Here is a 21,397-nt window from a genome sequence, read left to right as displayed (position 1 = left end):
AGCCAAAATACAAGTGCTGGAGGCGGAAGTCGATGACGGTAACCGCGATTGTGGGAGCCAATTGGGGAGACGAAGGCAAGGGGAAAATGACCGACGCGCTCGCCGCGACATCGTCCTATGTCGTACGGTTCCAAGGAGGGAGCAACGCCGGACATACCATCCTGAATCCATATGGGAAGTTCGCGCTGCATATGCTGCCCTCAGGGGTTTTCTATCCCGATGTGACGAACGTGCTGGGGCCCGGGGTTGCGCTCGATACGGAAATGATGCTGCGGGAATTGCAGGCGTTGGCGGATCGCGGGGTGCCCAAACCGAGGCTGTTCGTATCCGAGCGGGCTCAGGTGGTGCTCGGCGTGCACCGCTTGCTGGACGAATTGGAGGAGGGCCGGCTGGGAGCGGACGGGTTCGGCTCGACCAAGCGGGGAATTGCGCCGTTCTACGCCGATAAGCAGGCGAAGCTCGGCATTCAAGTGTCGGACTTATTCGAGCCGGCGCGGCTCCGTACGAGGCTGGAGCGGCTGCTCGTTCCGAAGAACGTTCTGCTACAGCATCTCTACGGACATCCGCCGATCGATCCGGACGAACTGCTGGTTACGCTGCGGCAGGAGGCTGATCGCTTGGCTCCTTACGTATGCGACACGACGGAGCTGCTGCGGGAGGCGGACCGGAACGGAGAATCGATCCTGCTCGAAGGGCAGCTCGGGGCGCTGCGCGATCCCGATCACGGCATCTATCCGTTCTCCACTTCGTCTTCCACGCTGGCCGGGCACGCTTCGGTCGGGGCGGGATTGCCCGCGGCGGCGATCGCTCGAGTCATCGCCGTGGTCAAGGCGTATTCCAGCTGCGTGGGAGCCGGGCCGTTCGTGACGGAGCTGGAAGGGGCGGATGCGGAGGAGCTGCGGTCGAGAGGCGGCGACGCCGAGGAGTACGGCGCATTGACGGGCCGGCCCAGGCGGGTAGGTTGGTTCGATGCCGTCGCCACGCGGTACGGATGCTTCGTTCAGGGAGCGACCGAAGCGGCGCTCACCAACCTGGACGTGCTTGGTTACCTGGACGAGATTCCCGTGTGCACGGCCTATGAGCTGGCTGACGGCCGCATCGTGGACCGGTTCCCGTCCACGGGCCGACTGTTCGCGGCCAAGCCGGTCCTGTCGCGCCTGCCCGGGTGGCGCTGCGATATATCCCGGACGAGAAGATATGAAGACTTGCCCGAACAGGCGAGACGGTACGTAGAATGGATCGAATCGGCCACCGGCGTGCGCATCGCGACCGTATCCGTCGGTCCGAGACGGGAGCAGCTGATCGAACGGAACGTTTAGGGCTGAGCGAACAAATACTCCACTTCGTCCCGCGACCGGTACAGATCCCAATACTTCTCGGCGATCCGGTCCGGGTCGTAGAATGTGCCTTTGGCCACGTGGCCGCCGATCGACACGGTGCCGACGTAGACATGATGCGGTTTTAGCTCCTCTGCCAGCGAATAGACGAGCGAGCGAACCGCGGCTTTACCGAGCGACAGCGAAGCGTACTCCGGATTGGGCGAGATGGCGATGCCGCCCCCCGTGACGAAAATCGTGCCTTGGCGCCGCTTCACGAATTCCGGCACGACCTGCTTGACGCTCGTGAGGGCGCCCACGACATTAACTTGGAATTCCTCGATCAGCCGCTGCTCTTCCAGCGTGGAGACCGTCGATTGCGAGATAACGGCCGCATTGTAGAGCAGCGCGTCCGGAGAGCCGAACCGCTCCCGAACGGTCTCGAACGCTTCGCGGATCGTCTCCGGCCGGGTCGCATCCGCCGTGACGGGCAAAGTCTCGATTCCTTGACCGTCCAGTTCCGCTGCCAGCGAATCGAGCGTCGACTGCTTACGCGCAACGAGAGCCACCCGAAATCCGTTCGCTCCGAACTTCCGCGCGACCGCCGCGCTGACCCCGGGCCCTGCTCCAACGATAACCAGAATCGGCTTGCTCATAAGGCATCCTCCTTTTGGATTTTTCAATACTCTATCATTCCAATGGGGATTAGGCAATATGAGCAAGCCGCTCAACCGGCGTCATCAAACTCTTCTTACAAGTGCGACCCGCCGCTGGCATCGATGCATTGGCCGGTGATCCAGCGGCTGTCCGGGGACGCCAGGAATGCCGCGATGTCCGCTACGTCCGCCGGCTCTCCCCACCTGCCGAAGATCGAATAGTCGGCCCCGAACTTTCGGGCACTCGGATCCTGCAGCATCCCGACGTTCATGTCCGTGGCGACGAAGCCGGGCTGGATGGCGTTGATCGTAATTCCTCGGGCACCAAGCTGCGTCGCCAAAGATAGCGTGAGCGCGTTGACGGCTCCTTTGCTCATGCTGTAAGCCGGGATTCCGGGCAGGGAGATTCTCGTGACGGCCGACGACAGATTGACGATCCGGCCCTCGTCCCGCAATCGCGGAAGGGCTTCCCGGATCAGAAAGAACGGCGCTCTGACGTTGATTCTCATCAATTCGTCGAAGGCTTCTCCCGTCGTCTCCTCGACGGACGCCGTCAGGGCGATGCCCGCGTTGTTCACCAGGATGTCGAAGCGGGAGCCGCCCGTGCGCTCTTCCAAAGCGCGATCCAAAGCTTCATAGAGTAGGCTTGCCCCGTCCGGTGAACCGAGATCCGCGCCCAGCGCGAAAGCCTCTCCCCCGTTCCGCCCGATGTCATGAACGACCTGTTCGGCCGCTTCGCGCCGGCTGCCGTAATGAACGGCCACCAAAGCGCCTTCCTCCGCCAAACGCAGCGCAATCGCGCGCCCGATCCCCCGGCTGGCGCCCGTGACGAGCGCGACTTTCCCCGTTAACTTGCTCATGAATCCTCAGCTCCTCTTCTTGTGTTCCCTACCGTTGTAACATGGAGGAGCCTTCGAAATGTTGCTCGCTCATTCGCGGGAGCCGTCCCGCAGACAATAAAAAAACGCCGCTGGGAAGCGGCGTTTACCTGTAAATGGCGCATTTTAAGCAAGGAGGCAGTGTCCTGCCCTCGATAATATTATTATAATCGGCAGGCGAATATAAGTCTATTTCTTTTCCGCGAAATCTTTTACAGTAAGGGTTGCTCCGGCCGGAGAAATACGTTTTCGATGGAGGAACCAGCGGTGAACTGGCGGACATGGGACTTGAATTTGAGAACAAGGCTGATCGGCGACACTTTGTTCAACCTCTTGTTCTGGATGTACTTTCCATTTATGACGTTGTACTTCAGCCAAACGTTCGGCAAAAACGCGGCAGGTCTCCTCATGTCCGTTCCGCCTCTGATCGGCATCGCCGGCAGCCTGCTCGGGGGCCGCATGTCGGATCGGCTCGGCCGCCGGCCGGCGATGCTGCTGGGCGCTGCCCTGCAAGCGGTCATGTTCGCGCTGTTCGCGGCGTCGCTGTGCGATTGGTGCGATTACGCTGCCTTTATCGGCATCAGCCTCGGCGGATCGATCTATGCGCCGGCCGGCACCGCCATGGTGGCCGACCTGACGCCGGAGAAGGAGCGGCGGCGGGTATTCGCCGCCTTCGTCACGGCCATGAACATCGGGGCCGTGTTCGGTCCGGCGCTCGGCTCCGCCTTCTTCTTCGCTCATCGCGGCGAGCTGCTCTGGGCGTGCACGTTCGTGACGGCAGCCTACGCGGTCGCGATCTTCTTCATCGTGAGGGAGACGCTGCCGCAAGCGGCCCGGCAAAGAGAGCGGGGGACCGGAGAGCCTCGGGCGGAAGCCGCGCTCAGGGGCTATATCGCGATTTTGCGCGACCGGGCGTTTGCCCTTTATATTGCGGCGGGCATCTTCGTCACGATAGCCTTTATGCAGCTGGATCTTTACTTGGCCGTTTACGTGAAGGAGTACGTTCCCGCGCAGACGCTGCTTGCCGGGAAAGGCTGGACGTTTCAGCTCGACGGAATCGAAGTGTTCGGCTGGATGATGGGACTGAACGGGCTTCTATACGTGCTGGGCGTAATGCCGATTACGAAACGGATCGGGCGCTGGAGCGACCGGAACGTTCTGATGCTCTCGGCGCTGCTGTTCGGCATCGGCATGTTCTTGATCGGACTGACCTCGAACGCGTGGCTCCTGTTCGGGTTCATGGCGGTGGCGACGATCGGAGAGATCATGCGTTCCCCCGTTCTGCAAAGCTTCGTCAGCAAGTACGCCCCGGAGGAAGCCAGAGGCCGTTACATGGGAGCCTCCAACTTGCAAGTCTCGATCGGCCGCTTTCTCGCTCCGGCGACGGTCGTATTGTCGGCCTGGATGTCTCCGGTCGGCGTGTTCGGAATCATCCTGCTGTGCGCGCTGATCGGCATTCTCCTGTACGCGATTTTATTCCGGCGACTGGCGGCCGACGCCAGGGGTTGACCCAGGGGAGGAGGATTCGCCCGGTTGACAACTCGCCGCCGTCTCGCTAATATCTAATTTAACAAACATCTAATTAGATGACTGTTAAATTTGTCGCGAGAGTAGGTACGCCATGCAGCTGGACAAAGTCGTGCAATACCACAAGGCGCTCGCGGACCCGACCCGGATCCGAATCTTGATTCTGCTCGCCGACGGGGAGCGAAGCGGCCAGGATCTGGCGGAGAAGCTGGGCGTGACGCCCGCGACGGTCACCCACCATGCCGCCAAGCTGCGGGAGGCCGGCTTGATGAACGAGCGCCGGGACAAGAACACGATCTTTTTTTCGCTGAACCGTGATTTCATCCATGACGGCGCCCGCGCGGCGGAACAGCTTATTTTCCGAAAAACCGAAGGAGGCGAGAACCGGTTGAACGAGGAAGAAGCGAATCGGGTACGGGAATCCGTGCTCAAAAATTTCTTCGCGGCGGACGGCAGGCTGAAGAGCATTCCCGCCCAGCTCAAGAAGAAGCTGATCGTGCTTGAATATTTGGTATCCAAGCTGGAGAACGGGCGGAAGTACGGCGAGAAAGAGATCAACGAGTTCATTCGGAACTTCCACGAAGACTTCGCGACGATCCGCCGGGAATTCATCATGCAGCAGTTCATGTTCCGGGAGAATGAAATCTACGAGCGAAATCCGGTCGACATGTGGCCGCGGTGGGAAAAGCTTTGAATCGTCCGCTTACGCGGACGGGACCCGATATACTTCCGTGTACAGCTTCCTTTTGCACCGCTCGAATTCCTCTTCGGCAAGCGGGTGCGGATAGCTCATGAGGCGGAGCGGCATTTCCCGCCGGCCTTCCCGAAGAGGAGGCTGGACGTACCCGTAAGGGTTCAGATGGAAGCCCAACCGTTCGTAGAAGCCCACTCGCCTTCGTGCCAATTCCGTAACGGGAGGCTCCACTTCCAACACGATGGGCAATGGCGATTGCCCCATGTAGTCAGCCATTAAAGCTCTGCCTATGCCGCCGCTTCGGACGGCGGGATCGACGGCCAGATGCTCCACGAACCGCATGGAAGGAAACTCCCATGCGGCCAGAAAAGCGATTGTTTTCCCGTCGCCGTTCTTCTCGGCGAGAATTCGGTAGTGAGGGTTGCCCAGAAGCTCTCGCTGCCCCTCGTAGGTTCTCGTCTCGCTGTCCGGGAACGAAGCTTTCATAATCGCATAAATTTCATCGAACGGGATCGTATCCATAAAGCCTATTTTGCGCATTGGATCTTTTCTCATTCGAGGTTGCCATTGCTCATCTCTTAGTAGTAAAGTAGTGGTGGCGAATTGGACCGAATTGGGGACAATAATAGGAACGCACAGATAAGGAGGACACCCCGTGAAAATCGCTGCCATCGTAGGAAGCATTCGCAAGGATTCGTACAACCGCAAGCTGGCCGAGCACGTGAAGAACCGGTACCAAGATCGTTTTGAGACGGAGGTTCTGACGTTGAACGGCCTTCCGATGTACAATCAGGACATCGAGAACGATCCGCCGGAAGCGGTGCGGGTCTTCAAGGACAAGGTCAAAGCGGCCGACGCCATTTTATGGGTGACGCCGGAGTACAACGGTACGGTTCCCGGGGTGCTGGTCAACGCGATCGACTGGATGTCCCGGGTGGACAAGGTGCTCGTCGGCAAGCCGTCTTTGATCATGGGAGCGACCCCCGGCCTGCTCGGCACGGTCAAAGCCCAGCTGCACCTGCGGGACATTCTGTTCGCTCCGGGCGTCTCCTCGCCGATCATGACGGCGAACGACGTCTACGTTGGATCGGTGCACGAGAAGATGGATGCCGAAGGCAAGCTGACTCACGAGCCGACGATCCAGTTTATCGATACGGTCGTGAACAACTTTCTCGCCTGGATCGCCAAGTAACGAAAGCGGATCTGACCCATGTTCCTTCCAGGACGGAGGAACATGGTTTTTTGTTTATCGTCTTCACCCCGGGCGAAGCGCAACCGGTAGAAACCCTCGCTTGTTCGGCCCGGATCGTTCCGGCGGTGTATAATGCAGGAAAGAGGGGGCGCAGGGATGAACTCGGGAATCACGTTTCGGGAACTAACGGCGGCGGACTTGCGTCTGCCGTTGGCGTTCGACGACAGCTTTATCGTCGATTCCGTTCTGGTCCTGACGTCGGCGAACGGCAAGATCGAATATTCCGTGAAGGAGGTTTCCCGCTACCGGAAGCGATACTCGGACGAGCAGGACGACTCAGAAGAACTGGCGGCCTACATCGGCAGCCCGGACCGGATCGCCTGCTTCGCTTTTGACGGGGAACGGGCGGTCGGGCGCCTTTTGCTCAGAAAGAATTGGAACCGGTACGCTTACGTGGAGAATCTGGCGGTAGACGCCGATTATCGGGGACGCGGCATCGGCCGTACGTTGATCGGTCGGGCCAAGAACCGGGCCGAAGCCGGCGGGATGCCGGGCATCATGCTGGAGACGCAGAGCAACAACGTGACCGCTTGCAAGTTTTGCGAAAGCTGCGGATTCGTTATCGGAGGCTTCGATACCCGCTTGTATCGGGGGATAGAGAAGCATCAGGACGAAGTGGCGGTGTTCTGGTATTGGGACTTGCCGATCGGGTCAGCGGATCGCCGTCCACAGCAGGGAAATGCCGGAGACGAGCAGGAGAATATCGAGCACGAAGCGAAACGAGGCGACGCTCATTCGCTGCACGATCCTTTTGGCCAGGAACGTCCCGGCCATGAGCGAGGAGCCCACGATCGCTCCTTGCAGCATGACCTCCGGCGGAAGCGCTCCTAATTCGCGGAAAGTGACCGCTTTGCTGATATAAAGCGCCAGCGAACTGGCCGCTTCCGTGGACAGGAACGCTCCCTTGGTCAGCCCGTAGGCGGTAAAGGCCGGGACGCTGAGCGGGCCGGTGGAGAGGACGACCCCGGTCAGGAAGCCGATGACGGCTCCCGCGGCAGATAGCTGCCACCAGCGAATCCGCAGCTTCTTGGCATCGATGACGCGCCGGGCGGGAATCATGACCAGGAAAAAAAGGCCGAGCGCGACGTCGACGAGGGTTGCCGGCAGAACCAGCAGCGTCCGGGCGCCGATGGCTGCGGCCGGCACGCCCGTAACAGAATAAGCGGCCCAAGCCCTCCAGTCGATCTCGCGCCGCCAAGCGAGCGCTCTGGAGACGTTCGCCAGGATCGCGGCCAGCGCCATGATCGGCACGGCTTGCTTGGGGCCGAAAGAAAAGACGAGAACGGGCAGCAGCATGATGGAGGACCCGGTGCCGATCACGCCGCTGATCGCTCCGGCCAGCAGACCGACGAATAGCACGAATACATAGGATCCCAATCGAAGCACTCCTCTTAAGCCGGGAACGAACTCTTTTTATCCTATCACAAATCGGCCGCCCGGGAATGGAGAGCTGCGGCTATCGAGCACGGATTTACATAAGGAAGGGAAATGCGGACTCATGATGAAAATAGGCGTTGACGCCGGCGGAACGCTGGTGAAGGTAGCTTGCGAGAAAGGAGGGGCGATCGAATATTTCAAGCGCCCGTCATCCGAGCTGCGGGCCGTGGCCGACTGGTTACGCGAACAGGAAGGAGCGGCGGTTTGCCTGACCGGGGGCAGAGCGGCCGCATTGAAATCGCTGGCGGGAATTCCGGTCGCGGAAACGGTGGAATTCGAAGCGACGTGCCGCGGCGCTAGCCGCTTGCTGAGCGATGCCGGAGCGGAGCCCGACTCCTTCCTGCTGACGAATGTCGGCACGGGCACCTCGATCCATCATGTCGCGAACGGACGGCAGCGGCGAGTCGGAGGAACGGGAGTGGGCGGCGGAACCATTATCGGCTTGGCGCGCTTGTTGACCGGGCAGACCGATTTCGATGCCGTGGTTCGGCTGGCCGCCCAAGGCCGTCGCGACCGGATCGATCTGACCGTGAACCATATTTACGAAGGGGCGGAACCTCCGATTCCGGGAGACTTGACGGCAAGCAACTTCGGCCGCGTTCTCTCGCTGGCGTCCTCGGAACGATTGTCCGAGGAGGACCTGCTGGCCTCCGTCATCGGCCTTGTCGGGGAGACGGCCGCCACGGTAAGCGTGCTGGCGGCGTCTTCCTGCGGGGTTTCATCCATTCTGTTCGTCGGTTCGTCCTTTATCCGCAACGATCTTCTCCGTGACGTAGTGAAGCGGTATACCGTGCTCCGGGGAGGCTCCCCGCTCTTTGTCGAGGGCGGCGAGTACTCCGGCGCCTTGGGCGCTCTTTTGAGCCTGGATTAAGCGTTATGGCATTGCTATAATTTCCCTGAGGAAGGTATCCCTACGGAACCTTACCGGCATGACCTGATTTTATTTTTCTGTCGAAGCTCTGATCCGCGAACGGACAGAGACTAAGGAGGCGCGGAATGAAGAAGACAATGGCGTACCTGCACGAGAGGAAAAGAAGCGGACAGAAGATCGCGATGCTTACTTGCTACGATTATCGCACGGCCGTTTTGCAGGAAGAGGCGGGGGTCGACGTCATTTTCGTCGGCGACAGCGTCGGCACCAATGTTTTGGGGTACGAGAGCGAAAAGGAAGTCTCCCTCGACGAGATTCTCTACCATCTGAGAATGGTCAAGCGCGGCGTCCGCGATGCTTATTTGCTCGCCGACATGCCCTATCGGACCTACGAGGAGCCTTCGATTGCGCTGGATACCGCCAGGCGGCTGCTCGCGGCCGGAGCGGACGGAGTCAAGCTGGAGGGCGTGCAATCTCGCGTCGTCGAATGCCTGCGCGAACAAGGCATCGAAGTGTGGGGACATCTCGGCTATACTCCCCAATTCCATTCGGAAGTCGCTCTGCAAGGCAAAACCTTCGAGCAAGCGGCCGCTCTGGCGGAAGGGGCGCTCGAGCTGCAGCGTGCCGGAGCTTCCATGCTCGTTCTCGAATTGATTCCCGAAGAACTGGCGGAAGCCGTAACGAAGAAGCTGTCGATCCCGACCGTCGGGATCGCGTCCGGACGTCATACGGACGGCCAAGTGCAGATCGTGAACGACATGCTGGGACTGACCCCTCGCCGGCTGCGCCATGTCAAATTGTACGCCGACTTCGGCGAACAGGCTCTGGCCGCGTTCCGTTCGTACGCCGAAGAGGTTCGTCAAGCCGAATTTCCGGCGGAACCCCACGCAAGACATATGAACCAATCCGAGCTTCGCCGGCTGGAAGATTGGCTTCGGCTCTCCTAATCAACCCGAACTTTGCGCGAGGTTGACCCACCCCACTGAGGGTGGGTTTTTTGCGGTTCATGAATCTTTATGCCTGCTCCAAAGCGGAGAAGCTCCGTTTAAGAATTAGGACTATAGACGCTAAATACAGGCGAAAAGCCTAATCGTTGCAGATACGTTTGATGGGACTATTCTACTTATTTCCTGTCGAAAGCTGAGACGAAAAGCATTTCGAGGAGGTGTCTACCAATTTCTGTCGAACCCTTCTATTATCTCAGGTCATAGTCATAAAGGTGGGCCATGCTGAAACTTAGGCCAAATCGTCCAGATGACGATCCGTTCCTGTATGAGCTTTATGCCAGCACCCGGATGGAGGAAATCTCGATGTGGGGTTGGGACGGTCAGACGGCCCAGGCGTTTCTCCGAATGCAGTGGACCGCGCAAATGCATTCCTATTCCATGCAGTATCCGGACCTGCATCATCGAATGGTGCTTGCGGATGAGACGCTTGCGGGCCGAATCCTCACAAGCAGCCGGGAGGATGAGCTTGTCCTGGTGGACATATCCCTGCTCCCTTCGTTCCGGGGGCGGGGGATAGGCGGGGAGTTGATCGAACGATTGCAGGAGGAAGCCGCCGAGTCGGGCCGTTTTATCAAGCTGCACGTGTTGAAGGAGAACGCGTCGGCTATCCGGCTCTACGAAAGGCTTGGCTTCGCAACTGTCGCGGATCAGGGAATGCATTGGGAGATGCGGTGGCAAGATCGCAAGGAGCCTGCGCCGAAGGCACGATAGCGGCGAGTCGTTCGCAAAACGCAATTTATTGGAGGGACGAGGATGGCAGAACCGTATGTAGGAGAAATTCGCATGTTCGCGGGGAACTTCGCTCCGCAAGGGTGGCTGCTGTGCCAGGGTCAACAGCTTCCGATTCAGGAGTATCAAGTGCTTTTTTCTTTGTTGGGCACGACCTTCGGAGGAGACGGACAGACGACGTTCGGCCTTCCCGATCTTAGAGGCCGAGTCCCGGTCCATCCAAGCTACGCCATGGTTCAAGGAGAAATGGGCGGTTCCGAGACCGTTACTCTAACCGCAGCGGAATTGCCGTCCCATACGCACGCGGCGGCTGCGTCCAAGATGGAGGGCGACGCCAAATCGCCGGTCGGAGCGGTCTGGGCCCCTTCCTCCCTGCTGAGCTACGGGGATATCGACAAAGGCGTTCCGGAGCCGATGAATGCCGCGTCCTTGACCGTCTCAGGGGGCGGGCAGCCTCACTCGAATATGATGCCCTCGCTTACCATTTCCTTCATCATCGCCACGGCCGGAGCTTTCCCGAGCCAGGGATAATCGGAAGCTCAATCCTATACAAATAGAAGGAGGATTCAGATGGCGGAACCATTCCTTGGCGAGATTCGCCTGTTTCCGCTCGGCTTCGCTCCGCGGGGCTGGGTTTATTGCGAAGGTCAGACTCTGCAGATCTCAAGTAACCAGGCTTTGTATGCGTTGTTAGGAACCACCTATGGAGGAGACGGGGTAAGAACGTTCATGCTTCCCGATCTGCGAGGCAAAGTGCCCATTCATATGGACGCGCAATATCCGTTAGGAAGATCTGCGGGCGAGTCTGCCCATACATTGACCGAGTCCGAGATGCCTAAGCACGTTCACCAGGTTCAAGCTTCGTCGGTTTCGGCGACATCCGTCGTTCCAGCCGGCAACGTATGGGCCCAGGTTGAGGCGCCTTATACATCCGCGAGTTCACTCACCGCAATGAACCCCAAAGCAATCGGCACCGCGGGCAGCGGTCAAGCGCATAACAATATGCAGCCCTATCTGGCCGTTCGGTTTTGCATCGCCCTGCAAGGGATCTTCCCGTCGAGGAATTAGGAGGGATAGAAATGGACGCGTTTCTTGGAGAAATTCGAATTTTCGCGGGGAATTATCCCCCGCGCGGCTGGGCTTTCTGCGACGGCCGACTGCTGCCGCTTTCTCAGTATACGACTCTCTTTTCCATTTTGGGCAACCAATACGGCGGGGACGGAAGAACCACCTTTGCGTTGCCGAACCTGTCCGGATCCGCTCCGATGGGTCAAGGACAAGGACCGGGACTCTCGCCGCGTTACGTGGGAGAGCCGGAGGGAATGCCCACCGTTGCGCTTCGGGAGAGCGAGATGCCCATCCATACGCACACGCCGTTCGGGATCAGCAGCCCGGGAGGCGAAAAGGAGCCGGAGCAGCGTTTTTGGGCGGAGACTCCTAAAGTCGGGAAAGTCGGGACCCAGACGGCCCTCTATGGTTCGACACCGGATTCGCAAATGTCCCCGATGGCGCTCGCGTCAACCGGAGAAGGGGCACCGCACAACAATATGCAGCCTTATTTGGCGGTAAATTATATCATCTGTTTGGACGGCGCTTTTCCGGTAAGATCATAATCGGCGGAAGACAACGAAGAGACTGCATGGAGGAAAATTTCTATGCAGTCTTTTATGATGCGGAGGGAATTAGGACAGCACGGCCAAACGGTTTTAGAAAATTAAAAGAGGAAGAGGGTTCTGGATGAAGTCGGCAGGGAAAAGAGTATGGTCACGATTGCGCACGGCATGTCTTTGGTTGCTCATCTGTTCTTTAGGCTTAGGTCTGCAGCTGCCAAAGGGGTATGCGGATCCTGTTGCGGACGGAAAGTACGATTTTTCGGGGCTGGATACCTCCTGGCACCAGAACGGTTTCTACAAGCTCGGAGATAAGTTTCTGGTCAGCGATAATGCCAAGCAGTATGTGGACACCCAAATCTATGACGCTTCGGGCGAAGGTGATGCGCCCAATTATCCAACTGCCGGTTCGCTGACGATCAAGGCGGAGGGGGGCACCTCTCTCAGGTCTTTTACGTTCGTTAGTCTCGGGTTGCGTTGGGATGAACCGGAGGTCGTAGATTCCTTTCAAATCCAATTAAAGAATTCGAACGGAGACGTGTTGGATACTTACACCTCTCCAACTGGAACCGGATATCACGGCAGTAGCTCAATTCTGCAATTCCGAGACGTCTTCGGCGTGGCGGATTTCCCGGCGGAAGTTCCCGGCGTGGCTTCCATTCAGCTTAATTGGACGATGGGCAACGGCAATCCGGCACTTGATCTAAACATTGCGGACATTACCATTAAAGATACGGATGCTATATCAGTCAATGCCGACCTAAGCAACCTTGTCCTTTCCAACGGGACGCTTTCGCCGACATTCAATGCAGCTACGGATAGCTACACGGCAAGCGTCGGTAATGACGTGAACAGCGTAACCGTTACGCCGACGGCAGCCGATTCGGCAGCAGGCATCAAAGTAAATGAAATCGCTGTGGCAAGCGGTGCGGCCAGCACTCCGATCAGCCTGAACGTGGGGAACAATCCGATCGCGGTCAAGGTGACTGCGGAAGACGGAGTGACCACTCATACCTACGATATTACGGTGAATAGAGCAAAGAGTAATAATGCGGATCTAAATGGATTGACCCTATCCGGCGCGAGCCTAAACGAGACGTTCAATAGCGGAACACTCAACTATACGGTAACCGTCGGTTATGCCACAGAGGGCATCACGGTGACGCCGATGGTGAAAGAGAGTCATGCGACGCTCCAGGTAAACGGAAAGACAGTCGCCAACGGCAGCGCGAGCGAGACGATTCCGTTGGCGGTGGGCGACAGTAACGTAATTACCATCGTGGTGACCGCGGAAGACGGGACGACGAAGAAGACGTACACGGTAACGGTAACGCGCGGCGCTGTCAGCAGCAACGCGGACTTGAGCAATATTACATTGTCGAATGGGGACCTGACGTTTGATTCTGCGATCACGGATTATACGGTAGACGTCAGTAATGAAACTACCGACATCACGGTTACGCCCACTGCGGCAGACGCTACGGCAAGCATTAAGGTGGAGGGGACGGCCGTAAATAGCGGCACTGCCAGTACTCCCATCGATCTGAACGTAGGGGATAATCCGATCACAGTCGAGGTAACGGCCCAAGACGGCACGACAACAAAGATGTACACCGTAACGGTCAAGCGCGCGCCCAGCAGCAATGCCAAATTGAGCGACTTGACGTTGTCGGAGGGAATGCTGGCGTTCGATCCCGACACCGAGGACTACACGGTGGATGTCGGCAATGAGGTAGACAGCATCACCGTCACGCCGACGGCGGCCGACGCAACGGCAAGCATTAAAGTAAAGGGGACGGCCGTAGATAGCGGCGCTGCCAGCACTCCCATCGATCTGAACGTAGGGGATAACCCGGTCACGGTCGAAGTAACGGCCCAAGACGGCACGACAACCCAGACGTACACCGTAACGGTCAAGCGCGCGCCCAGCAACAATGCCAAACTGAGCGGCCTGACGTTGTCGGAGGGAACGATCTCGTTCGATCCAGATTCGACGGAATATACGGTGGACGTCGGCAATGAGGCAGACAGCATTACGGTAACGCCGACAGCGGCCGACACGACGGCAAGCATTAAGGTGAAGGGTGCAGCCGTGGATAGCGGAACGGCTAGCGCCTCGATCGACCTGGATGTGGGCGATAATGTCATTCCCGTGGAAGTAAAGGCCCAGGATGGCACGTCGACAAAGACTTACACGATAACCATCGTCCGTGCGAAAAGCAGCAATGCTAAGCTAAGCAGTCTGGCGCTATCGGAAGGAACGCTGACGTTCGACCCTGATACCGAGGACTACACGGTCAATGTGGGCAACGCTGTAGACAGCATCACGGTAACGCCGACGGCGGCAGATGCGACAGCGAGTATTAAAGTAAAGGGCGCAGTTGTGGATAGCGGCACTGCCAGCGCCGCGATAGGCCTGGACGTCGGGGATAATGTGGTCTCTGTGGAGGTTACGGCTCAGGACGGCTCAACGGTAAAGACGTACACTTTAACCGTCGTTAGGGCAAAGAGCAGCAACGCCAAGCTAAACAACCTGACGTTATCAGAAGGAACGCTGACATTCGATCCCGATACAATGAACTACATTTTGAACGTCGGCAATGAGGTAAACAGCATCACGGTAACGCCGACGGCGGCCGACGCGGCGGCGAGCATTAAGGTGGAGGGGACGGCCGTAAATAGCGGCACTGCCAGTACTCCCATCGATCTGAACGTAGGGGATAATCCGATCACAGTCGAGGTAACGGCCCCAGACGGTACGACAACCAAGACATACACCGTAACGGTTAAGCGTGCGCCCAGCAGCAATGCCAAATTGAGCGGCCTGACGTTGTCGGAGGGAATGCTGGCGTTCGATCCCGACACCGAGGACTACACGGTGGATGTCGGCAATGAGGTTGACAGCATCACGGTAAAGCCGACGGCGGCAGACGCAACGGCAGGCATTAAAGTAAAGGGCTCGGTCGTGGATAGCGGATCAGATAGCGCCTCGATCGAACTGAACGTTGGCAACAATCTAATCCCTGTGGAAGTTACGGCTCAGGATCGCACAACGACAAAGACGTACACCGTTACCGTCGTACGGGCGAAGAGCAATAATGCCGACTTGAGCGGGCTTTCGCTGGCGGGAGCCATCCTGAACGAGACGTTTGACAGCGGCAAAACCGACTATACGGCGAATGTAAGCTACGCCACGCAAAGCATCAAGGTTTTGTCGTCGGTAGCGGAGAGCCACGCGACGTTGAAGGTAGACGGGAAAGCCGTTGCGAGCGGAAGCGAAAGCGAGGCGGTTTCGTTGACCGTCGGAAGCGGGAATGTCATCATGATCGAGGTGACGGCGCAGGACGGTGCGATAGCGAAAACGTACCGGGTAACGGTAACTCGCGAGGCTCCGAGCAGCAATGCCGACCTGAGCGACTTGGCGCTGTCGAGGGGGACGCTTATTTTCGTTCCCGGTACGACGAACTATACCGTAAACGTAGAACATGAAGTGAGCGCCATTACAATAACGCCGACAGCAGCCGACTCGACAGCCGGCATCCAGGTGGGAAGCGTTGCGGTGATAAGCGGAGAAGCCAGCGCTCCGATTAACTTAAGCGATGGTTCTAATGCCGTTACGATAAAAGTTACGGCTCAGGACGGTACGACGTCTAAGACCTACACCGTAACGGTCGTCCGGGCCAAGAGCAGCAACGCAGACTTGAGCGGTTTAACGTTGTCCGACGGAACGTTGACGCCTGGTTTCGCTTCGGATGTCTTGAATTATTCGTCTACCGTTGCCATCAACGTCAATCGAATCCAACTTACGGCAACGGCGAGCGACTCCGGAGCCACAATTAAGGTAAATGGAGATAGCGCCGTCAGCGGCCAGCCGAGCGGGAACATTCAGCTAAAGCCTAGAGATAACGACATCGAGATCGTTGTGACGGCAGCCGACGGGAAAACGAAGCGGACCTACGAGATCACGGTAACGAGGTTCATTCCGAACAATCCCGGTACGCCGGTCATCCCAAGCAATCCGACACCTCCGAGCAATCCGGAGCCCCCGGCTTCGAATGACGGCACCCAAGTCATCGATGTTACGGATGCGGCTAACATAACCGAGACGGAGAAGGACGGACAGAAAACGACGAATGTCCAATTGGATGAGAAGAAAGTCGAGGAGAAACTGACGGAAGGAACGGATAAACCCCGGATCGTCATTCCGGCCGCTGCTTCTTCGGATGCCGTCGTAGGTCAAATGAGCGGCGAACTGGCCCAAACGATGGTGAGCCATTCGGCAATTGTTGAACTGCGAACCGGCAACGCAGCTTATATGGTCCCGGCCGATCAAATTCCGGTTGACGAGATTTTGTCCCAAGCCAGAGCCGATACGAGCTTGGGCGATATTTCGATCGAGATTGCCATCTCGAGCGGCACTCCCGATCAGATCCTGGCGTTTGAGCAATCCGCCCAGCAGAATCATTCGACGGTTCTCGTTCCGCCGATCGATTTTACGATCCGCGCTACGGTGGGGAACCAGACGATTGTGGTCAAGAAGTTCACCGCCTACGTAGAACGGGAAATTACGATTCCGGATGACGTAGATCCAAGCCAAATCACCACCGGGGTCGTGCTTGACGAGAACGGTCAGGCGATCTCCCATGTTCCGACCTACGTCTATTTGAAAGACGGTCATTACGTGGCGAGAATCAACAGCCTGACCAACAGTACGTATACTGTCATTTCGAACCCGGTTGCGTTCAAAGATGTCGAGAACCATTGGGCCAAAGAAGACGTGAACGACATGGGATCCAGGCTCATCGTCAAAGGAACGGACAGCGAACATTTCAACCCGGATCAAGCGGTAACCCGTGCGGAATTCGCGGCGTTCGTCGTGCGGGCGTTAGGACTGCAGGAGAACGGAAGCTCGACTCCGTTCAGCGACGTCGCTCCGGACCATTGGGCTTACGGAGCCGTCGGCAAAGCGGTGGAATACGGCCTCATCGGCGGCTATAACGATGGGACATTTCGGCCTGACCGCACGATCAGCCGGGAAGAGGCCCTAGTCGTCATCGCCCGGGCGATGAAGATCGCCGGCCTGGACAGCGAGATCTCGCAAGAAGACGCGAAGGATCTGGTTAATTCCTTCAAGGATCATAACGCCTTGCATTCCTGGTCGATTCAGGCGGTGGCGGCTGCCATTCGCGGCGGACTCGTTCAGGGAAGCGACGGAGGGCAATTGAAGCCGGAAACGAACCTGTCGCGGGCGGAGACGGCGGTACTGCTCCGGAGGATGCTTCAGAAGGCAGGACTTATTAACTGAAAAAAGCAACCTAACCTGCAAGCTGACGCCGCAATTTGCGGCGTCAGCTTGTTTTTTCAGCCTCGAATGTCCCAGTGGGCCGGCCGAGTAAGAGAAGGGGGCAGCTTGGTCGCAACGTCGCCCTTCGCCGAGTCCAGCTGCGCCTGGGTCAGGAACAGGCTGCCGGTGAGATCGGCGCCGCTCAAATCGGCGTCTCGCAGGTCCGCTCCGATCAGATCGGCTCCCCGCAGGTCGGCCCCTCTCAGGTCGGATGCGATCAGGTAGGCTCCTCTCAGGTTGGCGTGCCGTAGATCGGCCCCTTTTAACTTGGCGCCGATCAGGTCCGCGCCGCGGCCGATTCCTTTTCGCCACTTCGGCGGGTTCTTCTCCTTCTTCAGCGCTTCACCGCGGGCGAGTTCGCTGGCTTGCAAAAGCAGGCGGTTGACCTCCGCCCGATGCGCCGCGACGTCCAATTCGAGGAGCGATTCGGCATCGAGCAGGGTGAGCCGTTCCGTCTCGGCCAACGTCGAGCCGAGCTCGTCCCGGATCGGCCGGGCGGCTTCGAATTCGAGCGCTTCGCTCAAATACCAGAGCAGCTCGTGAAGCTGCCTCATGATCGGGAGTACGTCGAACATCCTTTTCGCCGTTTCGGGAGCTTGTCTCCAGTCTCGCCCGGCGAACGTCGTCTGCGAGACTTTCTGTCCGGCTCCGAAGCAGTCGAAAACCGTGCATCCGCGGAATCCCCGCGCTCTCAATTCCGTATGAATGCCGCAGCGAAAATTCGCTTGCAAATGATGACAGGGCGTTCCGCCCGCTTTATCCATTGCGAAATCTGACGATGCCGCGAAAGGCAGCGCAACGCAGCACAGGCCGAAGCACTTGTCGCAGTCGGCCCGCAGAGCGGAGCGGGGCGACGAATGATTCTCAGGCATGGCGGATCCCCTTTTTGATTGATGGCTGTCTACTAGCATACCATTTTCAACTGGGGCGTGTCCGCATGCTGTCTGTTGGTTTACAGAGCTGGGCAAAACAAAAGCAAAAGCAAGGCTGGGCGATGCAGCAGCCTTGCTTTGCTTTGCTATCGTTCGTTCTAACCTTTTTTTAATCTATCTCACTTGCCGTCTTGAAGTTCCTCGATCTCCGCTTGGTACAGCTTCAGCAGCTTGGCCAGCGATTGCCGGATCGCTTCCGCATCTTTGGATTCGGCCGTCTTGCCCAGGTCGATCCGGGCTTGGAAGAGAGGGCCTGGCTGAGCAGCCGCAGCCGTCGTGACGGCAGTTTGCCCGGCTGGAAGCCCGACCGCATCCGCCTTGGTCAACGTTGCGGCGGTTCCCGGAACGGCGGCTTGCGAGGCGGAGAGCTTCAACGCCTTAATCTCGCCTTGGGACACGATTCCGGCTTTCAAGGCTTGAGCTTGACCGATCGGAACGGCCTTCAAAGTCGCGGACCCCGGCTTGATATCGGCGGGTGAAAGCTTAACGGCCGCAACCGTTTGGAACGTGCCGCTTTTCAAACCCTCGGCGGATTCGCTTATCGTCAGCACGGCGGCGCTCTTGGTCAGCGAGTTGAAGGCGGCGAGCGCCTTTTCCCATTCCGGGACGGTATCCGGAGCGTATTGCTTGGCGAGCTCGAGCGGGTCGGCCAGTCGGATCGCAGGGGCGATCGAGACCGCGGTGCTCGAAGCTGCGGATTGGCCCGCGGCGTAACGGTCGGCGAGCGGTCCGCTTGCCGCGTTGGCAGCGAGCGGGCTGGCGACGGCGGACAGCGCGAGGGTAATGGCGGCGATCTTGGTTGCGATGCTTTTGCTTGGCATAAGGCACTCTCCTATCGGATTCGATTGTTCTTACGGCTCCTATCCTATCGCGGAAGAATGGCAGGCCGTTGGTGGAATTGTGGAAAAACGATGGCACGGGCTTTTCCGCGATATGGACTTGCTATAATGATGGCAGATCCGGAACCGGGAGGTTATCTCCGCATGAGCGACTATACGATTGCCGTCGTGGACGACGATTTGAACATACGGAATTTGGTCGAAGCCTATTTGAATCGGGAAAATTACCGCACGATCGGGCTCGGGAACGCAGAGGAAGCGTGGAAGCTCTGGCGCAGCGCCCCTCCCGACCTGTGGGTGCTGGACATTATGCTGCCCGGCATGGATGGGTATGAGTTGTGCCGGCGAATCCGGTATGAGGCGGAAGTGCCCATCATCATGATCTCGGCGAAAGACAGCGAGGTGGACAAGATCCTGGGCCTCGAGCTCGGGAGCGACGACTATCTCGTCAAGCCGTTCAGCCCCCGCGAGCTGGTCGCCCGGGTGAAGCGCCAGCTTCAGCGGTGGTACAGGCTGCGGAGCGCGGGAGAGCCGGAAGCCGGCTCCGCGGAGTCGGCGGAGCACGCCGTCCTCCAGGTCGGGACGCTGCGGATTCTGCCGGAGGAACGGCGCGTTTTCCAGGGCGGAGAAGAGGCGGATTTGACGTTTAAGGAATTCTCGCTGCTCAAAGTGTTCGCGGAGCATCCGAACCGGGCTTTTACGAGAGAGGAGCTGCTCGTTCTGGTCTGGGGGGACGATTATTACGGGAGCGACCGGGCGGTGGACCATCTGATCAAGCGGCTTCGGAAAAAAATCGATCCGCTGCCGGTCGAGGCGGTATGGGGGCATGGCTATCGCTTGAGATGGAACGGAGGGGATATCCATGAAACTGCTGCATCAGATTAATTTGGCGTTCGGTCTGCTTCTGGTCGTCGTGCTGGGAGTGGCGGCCGTACTCATTCATTTCGTGCTGATGGATCACTTCATGGTGTCGCAGAGGCAGGAGCTGCGCTCGATCGGGACGACGGTGGCCTCGACGCTGAGCCTGCAAGCCAGCCAGACGGCGGGAACCGCAAGCACCGCCTCCTCCCTGGAGGCCGCGCTTGCGGTTCCCTTAGACGTGGAAGCCTATCTCGTGGATACGCAAGGCCAAGTGCTGAAGAGCACCGCGTCCACGTTGACGGCCGCCAAGGCGGGCGCGTTGCAGGGGACGATGGCATCCTCTACGCTGAAGGAGATTACGACCGGCAATAGCGGCAGCTATATCGCCAGCGTCAGCACAGTTCCGCAAGGGACGCTGACGCTGCTGACGCCGGTCAGCAAAGTCAAGGCGATCGAGCGGGAACTGATGGGCCGGCTGCTGATCGTGCTGGGGGTCGGCGGCATCGTGGCGCTCCTGCTCAGCGTCCTGATCACGCGGAGACTGATCCTTCCTTTGGCGAAGCTGCGGGAAGAGCTGAAAAAAGTGCGGGAGCGGCAATTCGGCGAAGTTGCCCTCGTGAAGGCAGGCGGGGAGATCGGGGCTGTGTCGCGGGCCGTACATGAGCTTGCCGGAGAACTGGACCGGTATAGCCGCGCGCAAAAGCAGTTTTTCCAGAACGCATCCCACGAGCTGAAGACGCCGCTCATGTCGATCGCCGGCTACGCAGAGGGAATCCGGGACGGCGTATTCGAAGGGGAAAGCTCGCGCAAGGGGCTGGACATTATCTTAAGCGAGAGCGGCCGGTTGACGAAGATCGTCACGGAGATGACGCTTCTGGCCAAGCTGGACAGCGAAGAGGATATCTTCCAGACCTCCGCGGTCGCCATCCGGGAGATCGTCACGGAGGCGATCGAGCGCATGAACCCGCTTCTGGCCGCCAAGGGGCTGAGCCTTCGAACGATATACCGCGGTGCGGCACAGACGCAGGGGCTTGTCGTGCAGGCCGACCGGGACAAGCTGCTGCAGGCGCTGCTGAACGTTCTGTCGAACGCGGCGCGCTATGCGAAAGAGACCATCGTCATCGAAGCCGCGATCGAGAGCGGCCAGGTCCTTCTCACCGTCGCCGACGACGGGAAGGGAATCCCGGACGGCCTGCTGCCCTATCTGTTCCACCGGTTCGTCAAAGGCAAGGATGGAGAAACCGGGCTTGGCCTGGCCATTTCGCGCGCGATCGTCGAACGGTGCGGCGGGCGGATCACGGCGAGCAACCGGGCGGCGGGCGGGGCCGTCATCTCGCTCAGCTTCCCTCGGGCTGCGTAGGGGAGCCGAATCTTTCCTGCTTGAGGCTTGGTTGCGATGGTTTTTGTCGATTTTTCACAACGAAATAGTTTACACCCCATGTAA

The 21,397-nt window shown here is 58.6% G+C and carries 19 protein-coding genes and 2 pseudogenes; 15 read left to right on the top strand and 6 right to left on the bottom strand.

Annotated features, from left to right (window positions below; genetic code table 11):
• Positions 1-32: 32 nt before the first annotated feature.
• Positions 33-1,319 (top strand): adenylosuccinate synthase, encoded by a 1,287-nt coding sequence (locus H7C18_RS23335; RefSeq protein WP_185131517.1) that lies wholly within the window; start codon positions 33-35, stop codon positions 1,317-1,319.
• Here H7C18_RS23335 and H7C18_RS23330 read toward each other — a convergent pair.
• Together H7C18_RS23330 and H7C18_RS23325 are read right to left on the bottom strand one after the other, a co-directional pair.
• On the bottom strand, positions 1,316-1,972 hold the full coding sequence (locus H7C18_RS23330) for an SDR family NAD(P)-dependent oxidoreductase (RefSeq protein WP_185131516.1): 657 nt from the start codon (positions 1,970-1,972) through the stop codon (positions 1,316-1,318). The genes H7C18_RS23335 and H7C18_RS23330 overlap by 4 nt on opposite strands.
• A gap of 95 nt (positions 1,973-2,067) precedes the next feature.
• Entirely contained in the window at positions 2,068-2,832 is a 765-nt protein-coding gene (locus H7C18_RS23325) for an SDR family oxidoreductase (protein ID WP_185131515.1), read from the bottom strand.
• Positions 2,833-3,117: 285 nt separating this feature from the next.
• On the opposite strand from H7C18_RS23325, the gene H7C18_RS23320 reads away from it, so the two are divergent.
• Together H7C18_RS23320 and H7C18_RS23315 are read left to right on the top strand one after the other, a co-directional pair.
• Positions 3,118-4,359: an MFS transporter gene (locus H7C18_RS23320; RefSeq protein WP_185131514.1), complete on the top strand. Its 1,242-nt coding sequence runs from the start codon at positions 3,118-3,120 to the stop codon at positions 4,357-4,359.
• Between the two features lie 112 nt (positions 4,360-4,471).
• Positions 4,472-5,071: a DUF2087 domain-containing protein gene (locus H7C18_RS23315; RefSeq protein WP_185131513.1), complete on the top strand. Its 600-nt coding sequence runs from the start codon at positions 4,472-4,474 to the stop codon at positions 5,069-5,071.
• 9 nt (positions 5,072-5,080) lie between these two features.
• Here H7C18_RS23315 and H7C18_RS23310 read toward each other — a convergent pair whose 3' ends face one another.
• A complete protein-coding gene (locus H7C18_RS23310) occupies positions 5,081-5,593 on the bottom strand; it encodes a GNAT family N-acetyltransferase (protein WP_185131667.1) in 513 nt (170 codons plus the stop codon).
• A gap of 133 nt (positions 5,594-5,726) precedes the next feature.
• Between H7C18_RS23310 and H7C18_RS23305 the strand changes: the two genes are divergently transcribed.
• Both H7C18_RS23305 and H7C18_RS23300 read left to right on the top strand, forming a co-directional pair.
• Positions 5,727-6,263, top strand: a complete 537-nt coding sequence (locus H7C18_RS23305) for an NAD(P)H-dependent oxidoreductase (protein WP_185131512.1) — start codon at positions 5,727-5,729, stop codon at positions 6,261-6,263.
• Between the two features lie 156 nt (positions 6,264-6,419).
• Positions 6,420-6,956: pseudogene (locus tag H7C18_RS23300) on the top strand (GNAT family N-acetyltransferase); the annotation flags it as partial.
• 18 nt (positions 6,957-6,974) lie between these two features.
• Here the strand turns inward: H7C18_RS23300 and H7C18_RS23295 are convergent.
• Positions 6,975-7,700, bottom strand: coding sequence for a sulfite exporter TauE/SafE family protein (locus H7C18_RS23295; RefSeq protein ID WP_185131511.1), 726 nt, complete (start codon positions 7,698-7,700; stop codon positions 6,975-6,977).
• 121 nt (positions 7,701-7,821) lie between these two features.
• On the opposite strand from H7C18_RS23295, the gene coaW reads away from it, so the two are divergent.
• The 8 genes and pseudogenes from coaW (at position 7,822) to H7C18_RS36100 (ending at position 17,282) form a co-directional block, all read left to right on the top strand.
• Positions 7,822-8,631 carry a type II pantothenate kinase gene (gene coaW, locus H7C18_RS23290; protein ID WP_238357901.1) on the top strand — a complete coding sequence of 270 codons (810 nt, stop codon included), beginning with the start codon at positions 7,822-7,824 and terminating at the stop codon, positions 8,629-8,631.
• A gap of 125 nt (positions 8,632-8,756) precedes the next feature.
• Positions 8,757-9,578 (top strand): 3-methyl-2-oxobutanoate hydroxymethyltransferase, encoded by an 822-nt coding sequence (gene panB / locus H7C18_RS23285; RefSeq protein ID WP_185131510.1) that lies wholly within the window; start codon positions 8,757-8,759, stop codon positions 9,576-9,578.
• A gap of 279 nt (positions 9,579-9,857) precedes the next feature.
• Positions 9,858-10,349: a GNAT family N-acetyltransferase gene (locus H7C18_RS23280; protein ID WP_185131509.1), complete on the top strand. Its 492-nt coding sequence runs from the start codon at positions 9,858-9,860 to the stop codon at positions 10,347-10,349.
• Between the two features lie 42 nt (positions 10,350-10,391).
• Positions 10,392-10,898: a phage tail protein gene (locus H7C18_RS23275; RefSeq protein WP_185131508.1), complete on the top strand. Its 507-nt coding sequence runs from the start codon at positions 10,392-10,394 to the stop codon at positions 10,896-10,898.
• 39 nt (positions 10,899-10,937) lie between these two features.
• Positions 10,938-11,435, top strand: a complete 498-nt coding sequence (locus tag H7C18_RS23270; RefSeq protein ID WP_185131507.1) for a phage tail protein — start codon at positions 10,938-10,940, stop codon at positions 11,433-11,435.
• Between the two features lie 11 nt (positions 11,436-11,446).
• Positions 11,447-11,980 (top strand): phage tail protein, encoded by a 534-nt coding sequence (locus tag H7C18_RS23265; RefSeq protein WP_185131506.1) that lies wholly within the window; start codon positions 11,447-11,449, stop codon positions 11,978-11,980.
• A 124-nt stretch (positions 11,981-12,104) separates the two neighbouring features.
• Positions 12,105-15,941, top strand: a pseudogene (locus tag H7C18_RS23260) (cadherin-like beta sandwich domain-containing protein); the annotation flags it as partial.
• A gap of 351 nt (positions 15,942-16,292) precedes the next feature.
• Positions 16,293-17,282, top strand: coding sequence for an S-layer homology domain-containing protein (locus H7C18_RS36100; protein ID WP_420481882.1), 990 nt, complete (start codon positions 16,293-16,295; stop codon positions 17,280-17,282).
• Positions 17,283-17,338: 56 nt separating this feature from the next.
• On the opposite strand, the gene H7C18_RS23255 is transcribed toward H7C18_RS36100, so the two are convergent.
• Together H7C18_RS23255 and H7C18_RS23250 are read right to left on the bottom strand one after the other, a co-directional pair.
• The gene (locus H7C18_RS23255) at positions 17,339-18,193 is read right to left on the bottom strand and encodes a pentapeptide repeat-containing protein (protein ID WP_185131504.1); all 855 of its coding nucleotides are present in this window, start codon (positions 18,191-18,193) and stop codon (positions 17,339-17,341) included.
• Positions 18,194-18,372: 179 nt separating this feature from the next.
• Positions 18,373-19,074 carry a hypothetical protein gene (locus H7C18_RS23250; protein ID WP_185131503.1) on the bottom strand — a complete coding sequence of 234 codons (702 nt, stop codon included), beginning with the start codon at positions 19,072-19,074 and terminating at the stop codon, positions 18,373-18,375.
• 162 nt (positions 19,075-19,236) lie between these two features.
• Between H7C18_RS23250 and H7C18_RS23245 the strand changes: the two genes are divergently transcribed.
• Positions 19,237-19,977 (top strand): response regulator transcription factor, encoded by a 741-nt coding sequence (locus H7C18_RS23245; protein WP_185131502.1) that lies wholly within the window; start codon positions 19,237-19,239, stop codon positions 19,975-19,977.
• The gene (locus H7C18_RS23240) at positions 19,955-21,313 is read left to right on the top strand and encodes a sensor histidine kinase (protein WP_185131501.1); all 1,359 of its coding nucleotides are present in this window, start codon (positions 19,955-19,957) and stop codon (positions 21,311-21,313) included. Before H7C18_RS23245 ends, H7C18_RS23240 begins: the two co-directional genes overlap by 23 nt.
• Positions 21,314-21,397 lie beyond the last annotated feature (84 nt).

The sequence above is a fragment of the Cohnella zeiphila genome (genome assembly GCF_014212055.1).
In the GTDB taxonomy this organism is placed as follows: Bacteria; Bacillota; Bacilli; order Paenibacillales; family Paenibacillaceae; genus Cohnella; species Cohnella zeiphila.
The sequence above is the reverse complement of the archived record's forward strand: the minus strand, read 5'-3'. Positions and strand labels throughout refer to the sequence as shown.